Source organism: Microcystis sp. MC19 (genome assembly GCF_003019735.1).
GTDB lineage: Bacteria > Cyanobacteriota > Cyanobacteriia > Cyanobacteriales > Microcystaceae > Microcystis.
Window position 1 is genome coordinate 4,613,381 of record NZ_CP020664.1, and the last position, 20,487, is coordinate 4,633,867.

Genomic DNA, 20,487 nt, shown 5'->3' on the forward strand with positions numbered 1-20,487 from the left:
AAGTTCTGTAAACTTTAGGCCAATATCCTGCTTATAGCAAGACGGCAAGCTATAATAAAATTAATGGAGTTAAAGAACTCGCATCAAACGGGGGGGGACAACGGCGAAATTGCATCCCCCGACGCTCACTAAGTAATGAGGTAATAAAAACCTTCAACTATTACACCGCCACTGCCACGATGATCAAAAGACATCCGATGGCAGCCTAGAATCATCTGTAATTGACTTTGATTAACTGGTCAAGTACGATGATGATACATAGACAACCAATGAATGTCAAGCTGTATCCCTAACAGGGGAACAGTCAAACTAAGAGCCATATAAGGTGCAAGTCTCAAGTACGGTTCTGAATGGGAGGGGAGGTGGGTGACGACCTTCTCGACCCCTGATTGACAGTTTAGACAATCTGACTCACTTGAGAAATAGGGTTTCGGGGGATTAATTCCCTGACTAGAGTTAGAAATATCCGATCATTTGCGTAATCTGTAGTTAAGATCGAAGAAAAGCCAGTAGTTTTCAAGAAAAACGGAGGGGTTGAAAAGTGAAATCAAGAGGAAAGGGGATACAGTTAAAACTGCCGTCGTCCGAGTCGGGTTTCTCGATGTTAGAAGTGGTCATTGCCATTTTAACTATTACCGCTTTCTTAACAGGAACCTTACAGTTAATGGCAGTGAATGCCTTATATAAAGTTCGGGCTGAAAGACAAGCTAGAGCTAACTTTTGGATACAAGAAGACTTCGAGAATGTCAACGCTTTAGCTTCGAGTTTAGATGTTAGTGACAATGATGATAGCGTCAATGCAGATAATCATGATCCCGAGCTTTTCAGTCAAATATTTCCTAATGTTTGCTCAGATATAAATCAAGGTTATGCCATTGAATTAAGGAGGCGATTACCGAATGCTGAACCTCCTGACAGTCCGGAATTTGATCCAGATGATCCCAGTAAGGATTATGCTATTCCCGCTGATGATTTACCTGCAGAAACAGCAGAAACATTATTAGTAGCAACACGAGAAATTGTCGGTAAAGACTATTCTCTCTATCGAACTTTTCCTGATGGTACCGACGCCCAGGCTGCTCATCCCCATCGTCTTCGTATAGAGTATGAAGTGAGATTAGCTGATGATCAAACTGCTGACGATTACCCCAACCAAGAAAATGTTATTGCCGAAAGTTCTGTCGAGGTGATTCCCGATGCGTCGTTTAAATGTCCATATTAGTAGCAACACGAGAAATTGTCGGTAAAGACTATTCTCTCTATCGAACTTTTCCTGATGGTACCGACGCCCAGGCTGCTCATCCCCATCGTCTTCGTATAGAGTATGAAGTGAGATTAGCTGATGATCAAACTGCTGACGATTACCCCAACCAAGAAAATGTTATTGCCGAAAGTTCTGTCGAGGTGATTCCCGATGCGTCGTTTAAATGTCCATAAAAATCAGGGTTTTACCCTGTTAGAAATTTTGATAGCTTTGGCAATTACGGGAATTCTTGCCGCCTTAACCCTACCTAATTTATTAGCTTGGTTAAATAGCAATAAAGTCCAAGAAGCCACCGATTCTATACAATCAGCCCTACGGGATGCCCAAAAACAAGCTATCCGTCGAGGGAGAAGTTGCACGATTAATTTTACTAACGGGATTGGCACTAATCCCACGGTTTACCGGCAAATAAGCGCCAGTGAACCGGGTTGTTTAGTGGCGACTAATACTAATGGGGGTTCCCTAAGTCTGCCGCAGGAAATATTTATGGTGGTGGATAATTTTCCAGATTTTCCCCCTGATAGCGGCAGTCCGGGGGTGCAGTTTTCCTTTCGGGGCCATGTGCCGGGGTTAAAATTTACTACGCCGGACGGTCCAGCGATAATCGTATTATATCCCGCCGCCAATGCCTCCGCCGCGCCCTATCCCAACCAAGAAAGAAAGTGTATAGTTATCGCTTCTCTGCTAGGAATAGTTAAACAAGGCACTTATGACGGCGATCCTCTAGAGCCGCTTGATGCCAATAATTGTCAAATCGGTCTGGATGGAACCCAACCACCCTAATCAGCTTCTCAAGGCAACACACTCCACTCCGGTGCAGTCAATCACCCCGTGCAGGATCGCAGAATCCAACCCAGTAAGACTCCGATACCACCAAAGCGGACAATTTGCCAAAAAACCTCCCCCAGCAGTCCGCGACGGATTCCTTCCCAGAATAGACGCTTTAATTCCCCTTCTTTAAGTAAATTGCTTTCTAAAATTACCTCTAATTCTTGAATCTGTTCGCGAATTTGCACCAATTCCTTTTCTAGTTCAGGTAGGGGATTTTCCCGCCATTGGGGTTCTATTTGGCTAAATTGTGCCTCTAGGTCTTTTTTTTGCTGTTCTGCTTCGTTGATCTGTCGATAACGGTCTTTTAGTGATGCGATCGCCGCTTCGACTTCTTCAATCGCTTGGGTAAATTCCGCCGATTCATCGCTAGGGTATGGGTTTTCTTCTAAGGACATGGACTCGATCCGATTGCCTGCGTCTAAACTATAGTTATAGACGATTTTACGGTTTTACGAAACCTTTTGATTATGATTCCATCCCCTGTCTCTTCCTCATCTCAGACTATTGATGATCTATCTACTTTGGAATTGGCGCGGATTTTGGCGGCCCGTTTGGCGATCGCACCGATTGACTGGCATCGTCTGAAGGCCCACCGTAATGCTCGGGCTGCTGAACAATTAGGGACGGCTTTGGTGTTTTTATTAGATAATCAGCCAGAAGAAGCACTTCCTCGACTACAACAGGCTACAGGCTGGCTCGATCGCTCGATTTCTGCGCCTCCCTGTCCTTCTCACGGTCATGGTCATTAATTCAACCAGCGTTCCTGTTTAATTTGCTTACAAAGTTTCAGTTGGGTTCCTTCTTGATTCCAGTGAACTTGGTCGAAGATTTGATATAACATACACAGTCCTCGGCCATTTTCCGCTTCTTCGGGGGGAAAATCGGGACAATCGCAACTACAGCCATGATGGTGACAACCTGGGGTAAATCCACAGCCTTGGTCGGTAATTACCCAAGAATACTCGTCTTTACTGCTAGAAAATTGGACGACCACGGTTTTGGTGGGATCGAGATGATTGCCGTGTTTAGCGGCATTAACTAAAGCTTCTTGTAATCCTAATCTAATTTCTGGTTCTAATTCTTCCGGAATACTAGCGGTCAGTAAATCTAAAATCGGACAAAGATACAAGGTGGAAGCGAAACTCATGGTGTTCCAGCTTCGTTTGCTTGTGGGCAGTGAAATAGCAATCACGCACTTTACCTCTAGCTTATATTCAATGACTGTTCTCTTACAGAAAGATTAAGGTCTCTTAACCGTCGATCTAGATGATTGCCATACCTAATGAGTCATGTTTTATCCCTTTTGTGTCTCTGAGATGGATTAGATATTTTTATGATTGATCTACAAACCAATCGAGAATCAAGGCAACTTTGAGCGAGTAATTAATCAAAAAAGTAGTTGACTGGAAAGGCTGCTAATATGCTATTATCCTTAACCGTTGACTTTTCAGCTATAAACGACCAAAGTGTCAGGTTTTGCCTCCTATTTCACCCTACCATATTCGCTGTTTTTTGTCCAAGAAAAGCGGCGCATTCAACGTGGGGAGTTTGGGGAAAGAAATCGGCTGTTTGCACTTCTAGCAGTTGATAATCGCCTGTTTTACAAAGATATTGCAAGTCTCTGGCTAAAGTTGCACTTTGACAACTGATATAAACTATGCGTTGACTTTGCAGTTGTAACAAACTATCAAGGACAGATCGATCGCAACCTTTGCGGGGCGGATCGAGTAGAATAATGTCGGGTTTAACTGTCAGTTGCGGTAAAGTTTTTTCTACTGCCCCCAAAATAAAAGTTGTGTTGGTAATATTATTTAATTGGGCGTTAATCTTGGCTCGATCGAGGGAAAAGCTATAGGATTCTAGTCCAATCACCTCTTTAACCCGTTTAGCGAGGGGTAAAGTAAAAGTACCGATACCACAGTAGGCATCAATGAGAATTTCTTCACCTTTAAGCTCTAATTTCTCACAAATAACCGCAAATAAGGCTTCAGCAGCCTCTGTATTAACCTGAAAAAAGGTATCGGCAGCCAATTGATAGGTTAATCCGGCGAACTTTTCGGTAATATAATCCCTTCCGGCGATAGTTGTGGTCTGAGTGCCAAAAATAGCATTACCTCGATCGGGGTTATAATTGACGGTTACACCGACTAAATTGCCGTATTTTGCCAGCCATTGCCGCGCCTGGGTCTCAATTCCCTGTAAATTATTATCGGTACTAATCAGGGTTAATAAAACTTCTCCAGTGTGGCGGCCAATTCTTAGAGATAAATGGCGTAATTGTCCTTGATGGGTCTTTTCATCGTAAATTGACCAGCCTTGCTCCTGAATATCCCGTTTTATCTCTGCTAGAAACGGATTTAAAGCCTGATCTTGAATTGGACATTGATTGAGATTAATCAGATGATGGCTGCCGCGACGATAATAACCTGCTTGCACATTGCCGGTGGGGGAAAATCCGAGGGGATAGGTAGCTTTATTGCGATAAGCGAGGGGAGAATTACCGGTGAGGGGAGGATAAACCAAAGGATCGGTAAAACCACCAATTCTGGTTAATACCTCTTGTACTTGCTCTTTTTTGACCTGAAGCTGAAATTGATCCTCGATGTGTTGCCATTGACAGCCACCACATTTATCGGCAACGATGCAGCGGGGCCGGATACGATGGGGAGAAGCTTGTAGAATAGTTTGTAGTTTGCCGATCGCATGACTTTTTTTGATATAGGTGATGCGAGTTTGAATGCGATCGCCAATAACCGTATCTGGCACAAAAATCACCTGTCCTCGGTATTTTCCCACACCTTCGCCCGTATGGTTGAGGTCGGTAATCTCGATCTCGATTAAATCACCTTGTTGCATAGTTAGGGAAACCAGTTTTCATCTAGGGTTTCTTCTCAGTAAAAATAACCCAACTCTATTCTACAATCAAAAGTTAATTTTTCTAAAATCCTAGATCGGCTTTGGCAATTTTGGCCGCCGCTAATACTTCCTCATCGGGTAATTCTCGCCAGTCGGTCGCACCTATTTCAGCATAGAATTTTTGATCGTAGGCGCGAGTACGAATTACTACCGGCATAGGGACCGCATGACCTAAAACTAAAGCTTGTTGTTTTGAGTCTAATTTCGCTAAAACTGATCGCAAACTTCCCCCTCCAGAAACCCCAGTAAATATGGCTTCGATGTCCTTTTCATCGTTTAATAAACAGGTGATTCTTGTCCCTACCTGAGACATAACTTCGTTATCAATTCCTGAAGGTCTTTGATCGACAATTAGGAGAGTAACAAAGTATTTTCGCATCTCCCTGGCAATAGTTCCAAAAATAGTTTGATGCACCACGGCAGAATCTAAAAATCGATGAGCTTCTTCAATGGTAATCACTAACTGTTGCGGTCGATCAACGGGGTTTTTAGTTTGTAAAAAATATTCAGCTTTTTTAACATAATTAGCATGAATCCGACGGGTGATCATATTGGTGGCTAACATATAGGAAAGCATATTACTTTGGGAGCCAAATTCAATAACAACGTGCTTACCCGCATCTAAAGCTTGTAAAACCTGATCGATATAATTGTGGGGACAAGAACTTTTTAAATATTTCAAACTATCTAGACGCATTAATTTTCTCTGGAGGGACATAATTGATCCCGCATGGCCTTGTTTTTCCGTACAGAAGATTTTAATATCCTCGTTACTCATATTTAATAACTGAACTATCCAAGATTCTCCATACTCGTTATAGAGAATATTGGCATTATCTAAACTAGCTTCCGAGATGCCTAATTCCCGACCGATTAAACGAATATCTTCGATTTCAATCTGATTATAACTTAAGAATAATTCCTGCGCTCCTCGTACTCCCCGGCGTTTGGTAGAATCGGGATCGAGGGTATAAATTTCTACCTGTCCGGGGAATAATTGACATAATCCTTTCACCGTAGAAACCTCCTTGCCTTCTTTCATCGCTTCCCAACCGTATTCCGAGTGCATATCAAACATGAGGTTAACCCCTGCTTGTTTGCGAATAATACCCGAAATTAACAGCCTGGTTAAAAAGGATTTTCCCGTCCCGGATTTGCCAAAAACACCGTTACTACGTTCCACAAAGCGATCGAGATTAATACATATTGGCACGTCCATGTCAAGGGGTTGACCAATAGCAAAATTCTTTCTGGTGGGATCATCTTCCCAACCGAAAACCATGCGAAAATCCTGCTCACAAGCTTCATAAACTTGGCTAAAATGCGCGGGAATAGTTTTAACTGGCAGTAATTCTAAATCAGCGCTGGTTTGGGGTTGAAAAGAGCCTAAAGAAGTGTCGGAAACTGCGGGGGAATTACCTCCAGTCGGTGTGAACATGAGCATAGGCGATAGTTCAATAGTACCATAAGTACCGCTACCCGCTAAAACATCGCGCATAAAACTATCATCGGGATGGGGAGGATTCGCGATAATCCGGGGACTGGAGTTACCCAGGGAGACATCGGTGAGGAGACAGAAAAAACGCGAGCGAGTGCCTTGCACCACTAAAAATTTACCGACGCGCATATCTTCTACCGAAATATCCGGATAAAGACGGATTTCTAAACCTTCACTCAGGGAACCTTGAATAACCGATCCGAGGGGCTGTTCACTCATGCTAACCTTTATTTGTGGCGATGAATTATGAATTATGAATTATGAATTATGAATGAGGAAGTGTTTTCAGTGATCAGTAAACAGTGATCACTGAACTTAAAACTCAAAACTGATAACTGATTCAAGTCAGTTGATTTTTTTTGGTCTATCCCACCTAAAAATGAGGGGTTCGCAGGCAGGCACGGATTCCTATTATGAATATAAGTATATGTCAAGTGGCGGGGTTTTGTCAAGGACTTTAAGAAAAAAAATCGGGTTGATCAACGGGAAGCAAGGCAATAACCAAGGGAGAAGAGAATGCCACTAAAAAAGTGAAGATTAACCGCTATAAACTTGCAGTTACTGACTAGCTGAGGTTGGTCGTGATTTTGGTTAACGTGGTTGACTAATTGCCAAGCGAAAGGCAGACTAAGAAAGATTAAAAGGGTGAGAGGGGGATAAACCTGCAGCAGCACAAAAACTACCGTTAAAACGTAAACGAGAACCGTGACTAAGGTTAAAACTTTAGAACCTTTTAAAGTACCCAAACGGGCAATAGGTGATTTTTTACCCGCTTTGAGATCATCGTCGACTTGATGGAAATGGGAGCAAAAAAGGATGATAGAAGTGGTAATCCCGACAATAATTGAAGCCGCTAGACTAGAGAGAGAAAAAGCACCGACTTGGGAATAGTAGGCGGCGGCAATCGCCAAGGGTCCAAAAGTAAAGAAACAGATAATTTCACCTAATCCTTGATAACCGAGACGGAAGGGAGGCCCCTGATAGGTATAGCCCAAAAAACAGCAGAGGGCGATTAATTCTAGGATAGTCCAATCGCCTCGCCCATAACTAATAGCAAAAATACCAGCGATGCCCACTAATAGAAAAAGATTACTTAGCCAGAAAATTAAAGATTTATTGCCGGTTAAATTAACGATCGAATGGGCTTTATTGACATCTATCCCAGTATCGGCATCAAAAACATCATTGCTGAGATTTAACCAAGCGAGAATCAAAATAGCTGAGAGGATAAAAGTGGCAAAAATCGGCAGAGAAAATCGACCTGTTTCCTGATAAGCGATCGCTGTTCCCAAAATAATCGGTATAATCGCCACACTATACATTGGCGGTTTCAGGGCTGCTAACCAGAGTTTTTTGGGCGAGGGAGTGGTGACAGTATCGGTGGTCATAGTTAGGGTTTGCTGAAAAAGTTTTTCTTGGGGATAGATGGTCGGCACTTTTTGATTTCAAAAAGGCCTAAAGATATTATCCAACAAGGTTTTTAGATTTATTCAGCAGGCCCTAGATAGTTCCTCAAAATTGAGATGCGCCCGACCCGAAACGGGCCGTTTTGGTGTTAAACCGAAATTTTAGATGATTTAGACTTTGGTTTTGGCTTTTTCTGGCAGTTTACCAGGGGTAGCGGCACCGGCTAAACCCAGACCTGATCAAGCGATAGCAGTCATAGTTCCGGGTTCAGAGGGTTCAAAAACGGTAAAAATAAGGATTAAATTGCCTAAAATCTGTAAATAGACCATTTAATTGATTATTATTGATTCTTAATTCTCCTGACTACTGACTACTGACTCCTATTTTGATTTTTACTAGAGGTCTGATCGTACCTCGGTTTTAAGGATATTTTAGTCAAAAATAGAGATAAATAGACTAAAACCGGGTAAGATATCCTCGCCGCTTAAATTAGCGGGTAGTTCCATAATTTCTACGGGTTGCTCAGGACGATAAATTTCCACTTGTTGTTGTTGAGGATTAACTAGCCAACCTAATCGCAAACCACTGTGGAGATATTCCTGCATTTTCGCTTGAATTTCTGGGAGGGAATCGCTACGGGAGCGCAGTTCAATGACGAAATCGGGACAAATAGGCGGAAATTTCTCCTGTTCTTCTCGACTCAGAGCTTGCCAACGAGTTAAACTCACCCAAGCGGCATCGGGAGCGCGATCTCCGCCATTCGGTAAACGAAAAATCGTCGCTGAACTAAAGACTTTACCCAATGCGGTTTGACGATTCCACAACCAAAGTAAACTAATAAAATCGGCCTCTCGGTTGCCGCTAATTCCCCCAACAGGTGGCATGACAATTAATTCTCCTTGGGCGTTTCTTTCCAGTTGCCAATCTGGGTTAACTTGACAGAGACGGTAAAACTGCTCATCGCTGAGATTGACTGTATCTAAGTTTAAAATCACTGCTGCCATAGCTATATTTCGCCCTAGAAAACACTCTAGTCTTAATTATAGTCAATTAGATTCCCCGCCACAGTGCGATCGCACCGTCCCGATCTCCAGTGACTAACCAACGACCATCTCGACTGGCAACCATCCTTAAGATGACGTTTCCCTTGAGAGTATTCAAGTGCCGACGGGTATTAACATCCCAAAATTTGACGGTTCCATCCCCGGAAGTGCTGGCCAAAACTTTGCCCCCATCGAGCAGGGCCATATCGGTAACAGCGTCGTTATGGGCGAGAATAGTAGTGGTGCCGATGCCACTTTTCACTTGCCAACTGCGGATCGAACCGTCTTGACTAGCAGTACCGGCGGTATTACCATCCTTGGAAAAAAGCACCCGATAAACGGGGAATAAATTACCCGCATAGGCACGAATAAAGCGACCGGTACTCACTTTCCACAGTTTAACGAAGCCATCGTAATCGGCGCTAACAATTCCTTTACCATCGGGACTAAATGCGATCGCCTGAATCGGATGATTATGGCCGCGCAGGGTTTTTAACAGTGTACCCGTCTGAAAATCCCAGAGTTTAACAGTACGATCCCAGCTACCCGTAGCCAAAATTTTGCCATCGGGAGAAATAGCGGCATCGGTAACGAGAAAAGCATGGCCAGGATAGGTCATTTCTAATTTTCCCGTGCGCGTATTCCAGCGTTGCACTTTTCCCCCGGCATCGGCAGTTACAAAAGTCTCACCATCGGGACTAAATTGGATAGCATTGACAGTATCACCTAGTTGCCAAGTCCTGAGAGGTTTTTGGGTTTTTAGGTCCCATTCCCTAACAGTGCCGTCAAAACTACCACTCAGCAGCAGGGAGTTATCGGGACTAATGGCTAAAGCATAGATGGGATCCTGATCGGCTTTTAAAATAGTAACCCGTTCGACGGTCTGCCAAGGAACGATTTCTGCTAGGGGAGACGCTTGCGGAGTGGTGGTTTTCCCTTTTTCCTGATTGACTGCACAACCACCGGATAGCAACAGCAGCAATAATAACGATAATGTCGGTTGATAAAGGGTTATTTTCATGGAATTTTGCCGTTGTCTGTCAAATTAGATGATAATCCAGGATTTGGGTTCGTTGGAATTGAATTCTACTTTAAGCCCGATTTACCAGAGACTATTTTACTGGATAAATCGTTAAATTTAATTATCTCGCCATGAAAAAATAATTGTTTCTTCTGCTTGTCTAAATTCAATGTTAAATTTATCAAAAACTACTTCTCTTCCTAATAATAATTGTTCTGTATCTATGGGCATTTGTAGCCAAGCAACAGGAGCAATTAGTTGATGATTATCAATCGTTATTTCTAGATTACGCAATACATATTCTACATTACCGCCAATGGTTTCAGCGACTAAAGTTGACTCTGCATCTGCTAGTTGATAACCTAAATCTTGACCGATTTTATAGGAAATCAGGCTAACTTCTGCACCAGAATCGACTAACATTATTGTCTTTATTTCAATTTGGTTATGTTTTAACTTTACTAAATAGCTTGGTTGCCAATTATGACGAACAACGGAGCGAAATTGAACTGGTAAGATTTGAATAGAATAACGACAACGAGGAACAAGATAAATGACAAATTCTTGATTGGTTGTGTTGGCTTCTTCTAGAACATTCTGTAAATTTTCACCGTGAGCAATCACCCCTTTTTCATTATAAGCAATGTATTGATTTTTATACAAATCAAGCACGGTGTCACGATTTTTGTTTAACCAACGTAACATTTCTTGGGCTTGTTCTTGAGAGATTGAGTTGGTCATAATCTTTCTAAGGAGAGACGTTTTTGATGAGAAGGAAAGCAGTGCTAATCAGTTTATTTTTGTCAATTATAGCTTCTAGTTGCTCCGATTGATACCGACCTGATTCGACTTCTAAAGAAGCGGCATCCAAAGCATTAAGATAAGCATCGTTTAAAGTATCTGTTAATTCCTCATCACTTAAATAATATCCTGCTGCTTTTCGGCGTTTATTTTGGCGTTGAATTTCTCTAACACTATTGCGAATGGAGACATCCCAAGAACGAGTGGTTCTGTTTTCTGCCTGTTGTTTAATTAAATGCAGTAGTAAGATAACAGCATAACTACGAATGGTGCTAATAATCCCATTTTTGCTCATATCTTCAAGGTCTTCTACAATCGCCAGTGAACCTTTAATATCACCTTTTAAGAGTAAAGCCTTTAATTCTAAAAGTTCTTCCATAATCCAATTTCTTCCCCAAATACCCCTTAATTATATCTTGCCACAAGTCTCTCTATCCCAAAGCTCATTTAAGGCCATCTTGAGCAAAAAGTTAATCATTTTTTCATTTATTTTAAGGTTTTCTGTGCTATGCTGTGGCCGTTCTTGTAAAAATGGAGTTTTTAGTCATAACTCGAAGATTAGCAAAACTAATTGATTTGCGGGTATTGTAGCGGCGAATTGCATTCTATCTCTGATGTATAAATGCGCTCTCCTTCTTTTAACTTTAAGCTAAAATAGATGGCTCTTCTAGGTTCTGTGTGATAAGTTTAACTTATATAGGATCGATCAATCTTTGTGTCCTTTGTGTCTTTGTGGTTCCTTCCACTCGCTCGCTAGGAAGAATGTATCTTAGAATACATTTTGCCCACCAAACCTAAGAGAGCCAAATAGATTGAGTTCGTTGTGATCGATCGATGGGAAAAAAAGAAAAACTGCTAGAAAAGGCCAAAAAATCGCCTCAAGGATTACGTTTTAGCGAATTTGAGAGTTTGCTTAATCTTTGCGGTTGGACTTTTGACCATCAAACAGGAAGTCATCACATTTGGTATTCATCCAAGAGAGTCCGTCTATCTATTCAACCGACAAAAAACGGTGAAGCGAAAGCTTATCAAGTTAAACAATTTTTAAAAATACAGGAGGAAGAAAATGAATCCAACCACCGAGGATTTTAACGGTTTTAGCATTAATATCTTCCAAGATGAGGAGGGAGATTGGATAGCATACTTAGTAGAAATGCCTAGCGTTTCCGCTTTTGCTGATAGCCCTCAAACAGCACTCAATCAATTAATTTTAGCTTGGGAAGGCGTTAAAGAAAGTTATCGTCAACATGGTGAAGAAATTCCTCATTTAGCTATGACAAAAAATTAGGCACACTAGCAGGGTCTTGAAACAATTTAGTACAAATGCTCGGACTTTTTTTTCCCAACCCCTAACCCCAAATTCTGCTACTCAGATTCAGGTTTCTTAGGGTCTTTTTCTGGGGTATTAGCGGTGGGATTTGGGGCTATTGTCGCAATTTGGGCGGCCATTCTTGTCATTGCTTGACCTTGGGCGAATTCCTGCTGTAATTGTTCGCTAGAAGAAACCAAACGACTTAAACCCTGAATTAAACGGATAATTTCCTGTCGCAGTTGCGGATTACCGGTAATTTCATCCACATCCGAGGTGATTTTCTGAAGATTGGCAAAAGCGGCGCGAGAGGAGTCGAGGAGTTGCTGTAGGGTGACAACAGTGGCAGGATCGGAGAGATAAGCAGTAAAGTTACCCAAATTTTCGCTTAATTTAACAGCATTTGCCGAAATAGTGTTTAAATTATCGATGATTTGGCTTTTCTGCACTTCCGTCAGGATGGGATCCAAAGCAGCGAGAGTAGTTTGTAGGCGATCGCTGGTAGTTTTGATACTATCGAGAGTAGCAATTAAACGATTTTGATTAGCTGCCAAAAAAACCCGCAGTTCTTCGGTGGTTTCTCCCACCAAAAGCAGCGTTTTTCGGGCCTCCACTAGGGTAGCGTCTAAATTTCTCAGGCCGCCACTTCCCTGTAAACTTCTCAGTAAAGTAGTCGCTTCCTGACTCAATCCCCCGACACCGGAAAGATCACTAGAAAGGCGATCGAGGGAACCGGATACTTGCGGTAAGGATTCCAGGGATCTCATCCCCGAATTAACTTTACCTAGAGTACCGCTGCGACGAACCTCGCTTAAAGCGGTGGTTGCCTCACCACTAAAGCGATCGAGTCCCCCCAAGGCATTAGCAGCGCGTTGGGTAAAAGAACGAAATCCGGCCACCATATCGGGATCGCTAACTAGATTAGAAATTCTCAGTAAAGATCTGATCAAGGTATTGACATTTAGCGCCGATTGCCCTTGTAAACGGGAACCGTTACAGATAATCACTTCCCCATTACAGTTAGGACTCAAAGGGGGTTCTTTGACACCACCGACGGGTAAAGCTTGCAGGGGAGTAATATCGATCGTGGTTTCACCCACTAAACCGGATTGAATGGCTTCGATGAGGGAATTACTGGGAATTAGGCGATCTGCTGGCGAAATCTCCACTTCTACGGCGACTCCCTCCGGTTCTGGGGTAATTGCCGTCACTTGCCCGATTCTCACTCCCCGATAACCGACGCGGGTTCCCACCATCATGCCACCCACATTAGGAAAAAGGAAGCTGGCTCGATAACTGCGCCCCCCGAAGCTAAAATTACTTAACCAGGCGATAAACCAGATTAATATTCCCCCCGATGTCAGTAACATTAAACCGATACCACTTTGCCGCAGAGTTGGGGAAATCCCCCGTTGTGAACCGCCAGCTTCCATAAATAATTACTCCTCATCTCTACACAGTATCTTACAGGAGAAATCGGGGTATTTCAGCGATCAGTGATCAGTGATCAGTGATCAGTTATCAGTTATCAGTGATCAGATGCGAGTTAAGCTAAGACGCATCTTAACCGCCTATCCTTAGATTAGCTGAATTTCCCCCGACCCTCCCGATGTCGGGGGGGGGCAGGGGGTTTGGGGGTTGGGGGGGGTCTTGCAAGAGTGCCTCTTGCCTCGTCTCAACAAGCAATTTAAATGCGCGGGCAGCTTATCAGTTCACTGATTACTGTTTACTGTTTACTGTTTACTGATCACTGAATTGGTCCGTCGATACTGCCAGTAAAAAATTGCTTGAGTACGGGTATTTCGGAGTGATAAGCCTCTTGAGTCGGTCCAACCCATTGAAATTGACCTTTATAGAGAAAAACGATGCGATCGGTGGTATTTTCGATGGTGCTGTGGACGTGGGTGACAATCAGATGGGCCCCACAGGCTTTTTTTACCTTGAGAAGTTCCATAATTACCGTCTGGATGCGGGTAGAAGCGACGGGATCGAGTCCGGCAGTGGGTTCATCGTAAAGGAGAATGTTCGCTCGATCGGCGGCGATCGAGGGATCGCTGATAATTGCCCGGGCTAAACTGACGCGTTTTCGCATCCCTCCGGATATTTCCGAGGGATAGAGGTCGTAGGAACCGGACATTCCCACTAAATCCAGTTTTTCTTCCACTAAATCGCGGATTTCGGCTCGTTTTAGCTTTGAGTGGCGATAGAGAGCAAAACCGACATTTTCCCCGACAGTGAGGGAGTCAAAAAGGGCCGATTGTTGGAAAACTAGACCAACACCGAGGGGATCTTCCCCCTGTTCTACGGTTCTCTGGCGTTTTGTGCCATAGACGTACACTTCTCCTCGATCGGGGGCCAGTAATCCAGCGACTAGGCGTAAAATCGTCGATTTTCCCGTCCCGGACGGACCGATCACGCCGATCGCTTCTCCTTCGTACACTTTCAGATCGACGTTATTTAAGATTACTTTCTTCCCGAAAGCTTTGGTCACTCCCCTTAATTCGACGATCGGTTCGCGCATCACCATCTAGAATATCTTTACAAAAATGCCCTTTTATTGTAGATCAACGACCCGATCTTTCTTTTTTTTCTTTTCTGGTTTTATGGTTCGCGATTCTATCTGCATTTCGGGAATCTCTCGCAATTCTTCCGCATCTAAGCGATATTGTTCGCAGACAAGACTGAGACGAATACCGGAACAGCTAACGGGATTAACTGAATGGGTGAGATCTCCTTGAAAGAGGATCAGGGTGTTAGCACAAGGACGAATCTGGGCTACGGAACGATTACGGTTTGCTAGTACCAGTTCCCCCCCTTGAATATCCCTAGGAACCTGTACATAAAGGACGCTAACTAGGAGCGGGGGATCGATCGTTTTACAATAGGAGCGCAGGGAGCGATCGATATGGGGATCAACTCGTGAACCGGTTTGTAGGAGTAAGGGGTTAAGATAAAAAGCGTTGCAGTCAGCTTGTAAACTGCGATCAAGATAGGGTTTAAAATAGGGAAAAATTCGTTCGACTTCGCTGATTTGTGTGCGTCGAAAAGCGATGGAAAAGCCTTTAGTTTTAACGAAATCTCGATTTAAATTGTTAACTGTGAAGTGGGGACAAGCGAGAATCTGTCCTTGTAGTTCGCTCAGATAACTGGGAGTGAAAGCGTCGGGATATTGGGAATAGTAAGGCACGGATAGAATCAGAACGGTACGGCAATCTTTAGGATACATTTTTAGTCAAACACAAAATCAGAGTTTTTGCCGCTCCCGAATATAGGTTTATTCAGAATCAGCTTTTGTGACTTATAGTCCGTAGATTAATAGTCATCATAGAAGGAAAATGGACTGTAGAGAATTTCAATATCTTCTTTGGTAGTTTATATATGGCAGGAAAGCTAGTCACTGCTGTTGCTGTGACTGTAAGAAAATTGCGGAAGAAACGTAATCTGAGTCAAGAAGCTTTAGGGTATAGGGCTAATCTTGACAGAACCTACATATCTGGAGTTGAAAGGGGAGTAAGAAACATTACTTTGGACTCCTTAGAACAAATTATTTCAGCTCTGGACATGGATATTGTTACTTTTGTCAATACTGTTGCGGAAGAAATTAATGAGTTATATCATAAATAAACATTCTGATACCAGCTTTTTCTCAAAACAAGGTCAGAAAATAACTATGGATAAAGTAATATTTGAGCATTCATTAGTTGAATGTCATTCTGTTGTTAAAAAAATCGTCCAAGATATACCAGTAGATATATTTAGAATTCTAGGTATGAGAAATCTTTCTGCATTTATTGGTGAGCTATTTGCCATAGAATTTGCCAATAAATCCCAGGGATTATTTATCAACAATCCGCATCAAGACGGCTATCCAGATTTGCTGTTAATGGATAAAAATGGCAAAGTTTTTTTTGAACAACTTTCCCAAGAAAGACGAATGCGAGATAAGTCTCCATTTAGTCCATTTGCTAATGGGGGAGTAGAGGTTAAAGCCACTTGTGGCAGTGTTCCTACACCAAGAGAATTAAAGAAGACTGGAAAAGAAAAACCTGATATGGGAGACACAAGAATCGAGGTAATGAAAAGCTATGATTGGAAGGCTCACCATAGAGAAACTAACAATCTTATTGGTATTCTCTGGGATTTTGAGAATACCATACCTCAAATAGTTGCTGTCTTTTTTGGCAACAACTTAACTGACAATGATTGGGGTAAAATTGTTCAGCCAAAAGAAGGCGGTGGAAGAACAACTAGCGTCTCAATTATGTCACGACAAGGCGTTAAGAAAATGTATAAAAACTGGATTATGATCAAGAATGACGATAGATATATTAATTTTGTCAACAAATATAACAAAGACAATTTAATTTCAAAATAGACAGAGCTGCTCATATTTTTCCTTGATTTGCTCCCCAAGAGAACAATCATCATTGAGGATGGATACTAAATGATCAAATATTTTTTGTAATCCAGCAGGTGGAATACTTTCGCCAATTAACTCTCTAATTAGTTTATCACTAACTCTTTTGCCATCTGCCCGTTTCCATGAAAATGAGTATTCGGTAATTGTATGAAGAATCATTGCTTCATACAGAGATAATACTCTATTTTGAATAGGATGTAGTTTATTGTCACTACAAGCATAGGAGAGATTTCGTGTAATTGTACTGGCTGGTGCGTCCCAACTCATTCTTTTATAGGCACTGGTATAACCTTTCATCAACCTGTATTTTCCATCTTCTTTCACCCATGGACGAGGAAGAATGTGTCCACATTTAAGGCAGTAAAGGGGGGTTTCTGTACTAGCTCGATTAATTCCTTCATTATTTTTGCGTGCGCTGTGTGTTGGATTACCATTATATCTACAAACAGGGTTAATACATTGATTATCAAATGAACTTTTTTCTTCTGGTGTATTACTGATCCAAAAATATTTTTCTTCATCTAATAGGGGTACATAGTGATATGGTATATCATCTGATTTAGCAGTTTCTTTTCGTTGAGAGTCAAGTGGTGGTAAATGATATATTGCGTCTCGAACAGTTTTCCATCTAGGAAGTTCTAATCCTTCTTTACTATGAGTTGGTTTAGGAAAAAGAGAATTGTTCTTTTTTAAATAATTCTTCAGTTTCTCATTTTTAGTAAATATTGAAATAAGTCGTTGACGATTCTGCGGGACTCCATAATCAGCAAAATCTATAATGCTAATCGAACTTAAAAACTTATCACCAATACGCTGTTTTATATAATGTAAAATATTTACTAAATAACCGTCTTTCTCGGGAAAGGGTATATAAGTATTTTGCATTTCTGGCACATTTTCCATGACCAGTGTTTCTGCTCCACTAGCCATAAAAACTTCTAGGGTGGGAATGATTAATAAATTTCTCTGGTCGATTTCATTTTTTGAGCCTTTACGAATAGAATTAAGCAGCTTACCTCTGCCATTTCTAGACATACCTTGGCAGGGAGGAGTGGCAAAAACAATGTCTAAATTTTGTCCAGAGAGTCGCTGCTTTGTTTCTGCAACTATCTCATTTTTTTTATCCCATATATCCCCAATAATCATTAGTGATTCTGGGTGGTTAAATTTAAATACTTCTGCACGATCTTTCAATAATTCATTCGCCACTACAACTTCAAATCCCCCAGAGCGAAGAGCCATATCTCCAATTCCACCACAGGCAAATAGACTGATTGCTTTCCTCATCGATTTTCTTGCTCCATGTAACTTATAGTCTATAATAATAATTGGCTGAAGGCAACTTTTAAAAATGAGTATCCCCAGCCAACCTGAAAGCGATCTTTCCTGTCAACCCGGTCGCGGTGACAACCCACCGTTTACAATAGTTAAGAACCAACGGCAAGCAAGAATTAACGATGCGGATTTCGATCAACTGGTTACGAGAATTAGTCAAAATTGTCCAATCTCCCCAAGAATTAGCCGAATTATTGACAATTGCGGGAATAGAAGTGGAAGAGATCGAGGATCGCCGAGAATGGGCAAAGGGTGTGGTTATTGGTAAAATTATCGATCGCCAACCCCATCCCAACGCAGATAAATTAAGTGTCTGTCAGGTGGATATCGGTCAGGAAAACCCTAGTACAATTGTCTGTGGTGCGCCCAATGCTAGGGCTGATATTCTAGTTCCCGTGGCTACTTTGGGAACTCATTTACCAAAAATCAATTTAACGATTAAACCGGCTAAATTGCGCGGGGTAAAATCGGAAGGGATGATCTGTTCCCTCGCAGAATTAGGATTAACTAAGGATTCTGAAGGAATCCACATTTTTAGCCAGGAAAATCTCCCTTTAGGTACAGATGTTCGTCCCCTTTTAGGACTCGATGAGGTGATTTTAGATATTTCTCCCACCGCTAACCGTGCCGATGCTTTGAGTATGATCGGAGTCGCGCGAGAAGTAGCGGCTTTGACAGGAGGAGAATTAAGCCTACCAAAGGTGAAATTAGGTGAATTTTCCCCTAAAAAAGATTTAACGCTAGAAATATCAGAAAATAAAGCCTGTCCTGCTTATATTGGTACGGTGATCGAGGGGGTAAAAATTGGCCCATCTCCGCTATGGTTGCAACAGCGTTTACAGGCTGCTGGATTGCGATCGATCAATAATGTGGTCGATATTACTAATTATGTCCTCTTGGAGTGGGGACAACCCTTACACGCTTTCGATCGCGATCGTTTACAAAGTTTTGCCGGAGGTAAATCCGTTACTATTGGGGTCCGTTTTGCCGAGGAAGGGGAAAAAATCATTACCCTTGATGGTCAGGAAAGAAGCTTAAAAGAGGTTAATTTGTTAATTACTGCCAATAATAAGCCGGTAGCTTTAGCGGGGGTGATGGGAGGTCAAGATACGGAAGTTAACGAGGAAACCGTTAATCTTGTGCTAGAGTCGGCTTTATTCGATCCGATCGCTATCCGTCGTTCCTCAAAAGCGCAGGGTTTACGCAGCGAATCTTCCGGACGCTATGAACGCGGTGTTAATCCCGCCGCTTTGGAATATGCTTGTCAAAGGGCGATCGATTTAATTCTAGAGTTAGCTGGGGGAACTGTCAGCAGTCAGGTTAAAGCTGATTATCGTGCCGATCAGTCCAGTCGTTCGATCGAATTGCGTTTAGAACGTTTGCAGCAGCTACTGGGTCAAGTTACCCTAGATGATGGTGCGATCGGTGAAATTCTCGCCGAAGATGTGGAACGGATTTTAGGCAATTTAGGCTGTGAATTGCAGTTAACCTCGAAAAATCCTGTTCTGTGGACTGTGACAGTGCCAGACTACCGTTATCGGGATTTAGAACGAGAAATTGACTTAATTGAAGAAGTGGCGCGACTGTACGGATATGATCGCTTTGTCGATACTTTGCCGGCAAAAACCGCAGCCGGAGGATTATCCTTTGAGGAAACTATACAGCGTCGAGTGCGGGAAGCTTTTCGAGCAGTGGGTTTGACGGAATTAGTCCAGTATTCCCTAGTTAAACCGGAATTAGCGGAAGTTGTCCTCGCTAATCCCCTTTTTGTCGAGTATTCTGCTTTGCGGACTAATCTCCTAGACGGTTTAATCGAAGCGTTTGAGTATAATCAGTCTCAGGGTAACGGTTCCTTAAATGGCTTCGAGATCGGGCGAGTTTTCCGCTTAGAATCGGATAATATCAACGAATACGATGCGATTGCCGGTATTTTCGGCGGTGATTTCTTCCCTGCCGGACGTTGGCTGCGATCGGGTAAAGAGGTGGCCATGACTTGGTACGAAGCAAAAGGCATTTTAGAAGCAGTATTCGATCGCCTTTCGCTGACAGTAAGCTACGAAAAAGATGCCGAAGATGCGCGTTTTCATCCCGGACGAACAGCCTCTTTATGGATTGGCAAACAACGCCTAGGTATATTCGGTCAACTACACCCGCAATTGCGTCAGCAAAAGGGATTAATTGAGGCAGTTTATGCCTTTGAAATCCAGTTCCCGATCCTGTTAGCAACTCTTAGCGATAGTGCCAAAATTACCCCGCGTTTACAGGTCTATTCTACCTATCCGGGGGCAGCACGAGATATCGCCTTCTTTGTTTCCACAGATATACCCGTAGATAGATTGACAAAAACTATCAAAAATGCTGGAGGCAATCTCTTAGAAAAAGTCGAATTATTCGATCGCTATCAGGGGCAGAATGTGCCAGAAAATCATTGTAGTTTGGCCTTTAGTTTAGTCTATCGTGCCAGCGATCGAACTTTAACCGATGAAGATGTGGAACCCTTAATGACAAAAGTGCGAGAAGCTTTGGTTAAACAGTTCCAAGTTTCTTTAAGAAGTTAAATTCAGCGATCAATTATCAGTTATCAGACATCGACTTTATATTATCTCAAGAATAATCTCACACATCGCTATCAATATCGCTGA

General features: G+C 42.4%; 21 protein-coding genes and 2 pseudogenes. 9 read left to right on the forward strand and 14 right to left on the reverse strand.

All coding sequences use genetic code 11. The annotated features are described in order from the left end of the window. The first annotated feature begins 601 nt into the window (after nt 1-601). The 3 genes and pseudogenes from B5D77_RS23440 to B5D77_RS23450 all read left to right on the forward strand — a co-directional run bounded on the left by B5D77_RS23440 (nt 602) and on the right by B5D77_RS23450 (nt 2,047). Nucleotides 602-1,222 (forward strand): type 4 pilin, encoded by a 621-nt coding sequence (locus B5D77_RS23440; RefSeq protein ID WP_106909747.1) that lies wholly within the window; start codon nt 602-604, stop codon nt 1,220-1,222. Beyond that, nucleotides 1,219-1,437 (forward strand): annotated as a pseudogene (locus tag B5D77_RS23445) (type 4 pilin); the annotation flags it as partial. The gene B5D77_RS23440 and the pseudogene B5D77_RS23445, both read left to right, overlap by 4 nt. Next, a complete protein-coding gene (locus B5D77_RS23450; protein ID WP_106909748.1) occupies nt 1,415-2,047 on the forward strand; it encodes a prepilin-type N-terminal cleavage/methylation domain-containing protein in 633 nt (210 codons plus the stop codon). The pseudogene B5D77_RS23445 and the gene B5D77_RS23450, both read left to right, overlap by 23 nt. Nucleotides 2,048-2,088: 41 nt before the next feature. Here B5D77_RS23450 and B5D77_RS23455 read toward each other — a convergent pair whose 3' ends face one another. Next, on the reverse strand, nt 2,089-2,490 hold the full coding sequence (locus B5D77_RS23455; RefSeq protein WP_008199395.1) for a hypothetical protein: 402 nt from the start codon (nt 2,488-2,490) through the stop codon (nt 2,089-2,091). Between the two features lie 72 nt (nt 2,491-2,562). Between B5D77_RS23455 and B5D77_RS23460 the strand changes: the two genes are divergently transcribed. After that, nucleotides 2,563-2,844 (forward strand): DUF6439 family protein, encoded by a 282-nt coding sequence (locus tag B5D77_RS23460; protein WP_106909749.1) that lies wholly within the window; start codon nt 2,563-2,565, stop codon nt 2,842-2,844. Here the strand turns inward: B5D77_RS23460 and B5D77_RS23465 are convergent. The 9 genes and pseudogenes from B5D77_RS23465 to B5D77_RS23505 form a co-directional block, all read right to left on the reverse strand. Then, nucleotides 2,841-3,242: an anti-sigma regulatory factor gene (locus tag B5D77_RS23465; protein WP_008199399.1), complete on the reverse strand. Its 402-nt coding sequence runs from the start codon at nt 3,240-3,242 to the stop codon at nt 2,841-2,843. The two genes, B5D77_RS23460 and B5D77_RS23465, sit on opposite strands and share 4 nt — an antisense overlap. A gap of 341 nt (nt 3,243-3,583) precedes the next feature. After that, on the reverse strand, nt 3,584-4,951 hold the full coding sequence (gene rlmD / locus B5D77_RS23470) for a 23S rRNA (uracil(1939)-C(5))-methyltransferase RlmD (protein WP_106909750.1): 1,368 nt from the start codon (nt 4,949-4,951) through the stop codon (nt 3,584-3,586). An 82-nt stretch (nt 4,952-5,033) separates the two neighbouring features. After that, nucleotides 5,034-6,728: an ATP-binding protein gene (locus B5D77_RS23475; RefSeq protein WP_008199404.1), complete on the reverse strand. Its 1,695-nt coding sequence runs from the start codon at nt 6,726-6,728 to the stop codon at nt 5,034-5,036. A 260-nt stretch (nt 6,729-6,988) separates the two neighbouring features. Then, nucleotides 6,989-7,897, reverse strand: a complete 909-nt coding sequence (menA, locus tag B5D77_RS23485; protein WP_106910057.1) for a 2-carboxy-1,4-naphthoquinone phytyltransferase — start codon at nt 7,895-7,897, stop codon at nt 6,989-6,991. A gap of 450 nt (nt 7,898-8,347) precedes the next feature. After that, the gene (locus B5D77_RS23490; RefSeq protein ID WP_106909752.1) at nt 8,348-8,920 is read right to left on the reverse strand and encodes a Uma2 family endonuclease; all 573 of its coding nucleotides are present in this window, start codon (nt 8,918-8,920) and stop codon (nt 8,348-8,350) included. 46 nt (nt 8,921-8,966) lie between these two features. Further along, complete coding sequence (locus B5D77_RS23495; protein ID WP_106909753.1) at nt 8,967-9,980, reverse strand: WD40 repeat domain-containing protein; 1,014 nt, start codon at nt 9,978-9,980, stop codon at nt 8,967-8,969. A 117-nt stretch (nt 9,981-10,097) separates the two neighbouring features. Further along, the gene (locus tag B5D77_RS28230) at nt 10,098-10,403 is read right to left on the reverse strand and encodes a retropepsin-like aspartic protease (protein ID WP_306342893.1); all 306 of its coding nucleotides are present in this window, start codon (nt 10,401-10,403) and stop codon (nt 10,098-10,100) included. Nucleotides 10,404-10,484: 81 nt separating this feature from the next. After that, nucleotides 10,485-10,721, reverse strand: a pseudogene (locus B5D77_RS28235) (DUF5678 domain-containing protein); the annotation flags it as partial. A gap of 7 nt (nt 10,722-10,728) precedes the next feature. Further along, nucleotides 10,729-11,160, reverse strand: a complete 432-nt coding sequence (locus B5D77_RS23505; protein ID WP_106909755.1) for a DUF29 family protein — start codon at nt 11,158-11,160, stop codon at nt 10,729-10,731. A gap of 455 nt (nt 11,161-11,615) precedes the next feature. On the opposite strand from B5D77_RS23505, the gene B5D77_RS23510 reads away from it, so the two are divergent. Continuing rightward, on the forward strand, nt 11,616-11,873 hold the full coding sequence (locus B5D77_RS23510) for a type II toxin-antitoxin system HicA family toxin (protein WP_106909756.1): 258 nt from the start codon (nt 11,616-11,618) through the stop codon (nt 11,871-11,873). Next, nucleotides 11,848-12,069, forward strand: a complete 222-nt coding sequence (locus B5D77_RS23515; RefSeq protein ID WP_106909757.1) for a type II toxin-antitoxin system HicB family antitoxin — start codon at nt 11,848-11,850, stop codon at nt 12,067-12,069. Before B5D77_RS23510 ends, B5D77_RS23515 begins: the two co-directional genes overlap by 26 nt. A gap of 77 nt (nt 12,070-12,146) precedes the next feature. Here B5D77_RS23515 and B5D77_RS23520 read toward each other — a convergent pair whose 3' ends face one another. From B5D77_RS23520 to B5D77_RS23530, 3 genes are all read right to left on the reverse strand, one after another. After that, nucleotides 12,147-13,523: an MlaD family protein gene (locus B5D77_RS23520; RefSeq protein ID WP_106909758.1), complete on the reverse strand. Its 1,377-nt coding sequence runs from the start codon at nt 13,521-13,523 to the stop codon at nt 12,147-12,149. A 314-nt stretch (nt 13,524-13,837) separates the two neighbouring features. Then, nucleotides 13,838-14,617 (reverse strand): ABC transporter ATP-binding protein, encoded by a 780-nt coding sequence (locus B5D77_RS23525; RefSeq protein ID WP_080612768.1) that lies wholly within the window; start codon nt 14,615-14,617, stop codon nt 13,838-13,840. Between the two features lie 27 nt (nt 14,618-14,644). After that, complete coding sequence (locus B5D77_RS23530) at nt 14,645-15,277, reverse strand: 2OG-Fe(II) oxygenase (RefSeq protein ID WP_106910058.1); 633 nt, start codon at nt 15,275-15,277, stop codon at nt 14,645-14,647. A 191-nt stretch (nt 15,278-15,468) separates the two neighbouring features. Between B5D77_RS23530 and B5D77_RS23535 the strand changes: the two genes are divergently transcribed. Continuing rightward, complete coding sequence (locus B5D77_RS23535) at nt 15,469-15,714, forward strand: helix-turn-helix domain-containing protein (RefSeq protein WP_002749478.1); 246 nt, start codon at nt 15,469-15,471, stop codon at nt 15,712-15,714. 46 nt (nt 15,715-15,760) lie between these two features. After that, entirely contained in the window at nt 15,761-16,465 is a 705-nt protein-coding gene (locus B5D77_RS23540) for a bsaAI (protein WP_254053012.1), read from the forward strand. Here B5D77_RS23540 and B5D77_RS23545 read toward each other — a convergent pair. Further along, nucleotides 16,457-17,797, reverse strand: a complete 1,341-nt coding sequence (locus B5D77_RS23545; RefSeq protein ID WP_071591888.1) for a DNA cytosine methyltransferase — start codon at nt 17,795-17,797, stop codon at nt 16,457-16,459. The two genes, B5D77_RS23540 and B5D77_RS23545, sit on opposite strands and share 9 nt — an antisense overlap. A 170-nt stretch (nt 17,798-17,967) precedes the next feature. Here B5D77_RS23545 and pheT point away from each other — a divergent pair, with 170 nt between their 5' ends. Further along, complete coding sequence (pheT, locus tag B5D77_RS23550; RefSeq protein WP_106909759.1) at nt 17,968-20,403, forward strand: phenylalanine--tRNA ligase subunit beta; 2,436 nt, start codon at nt 17,968-17,970, stop codon at nt 20,401-20,403. Nucleotides 20,404-20,487 lie beyond the last annotated feature (84 nt).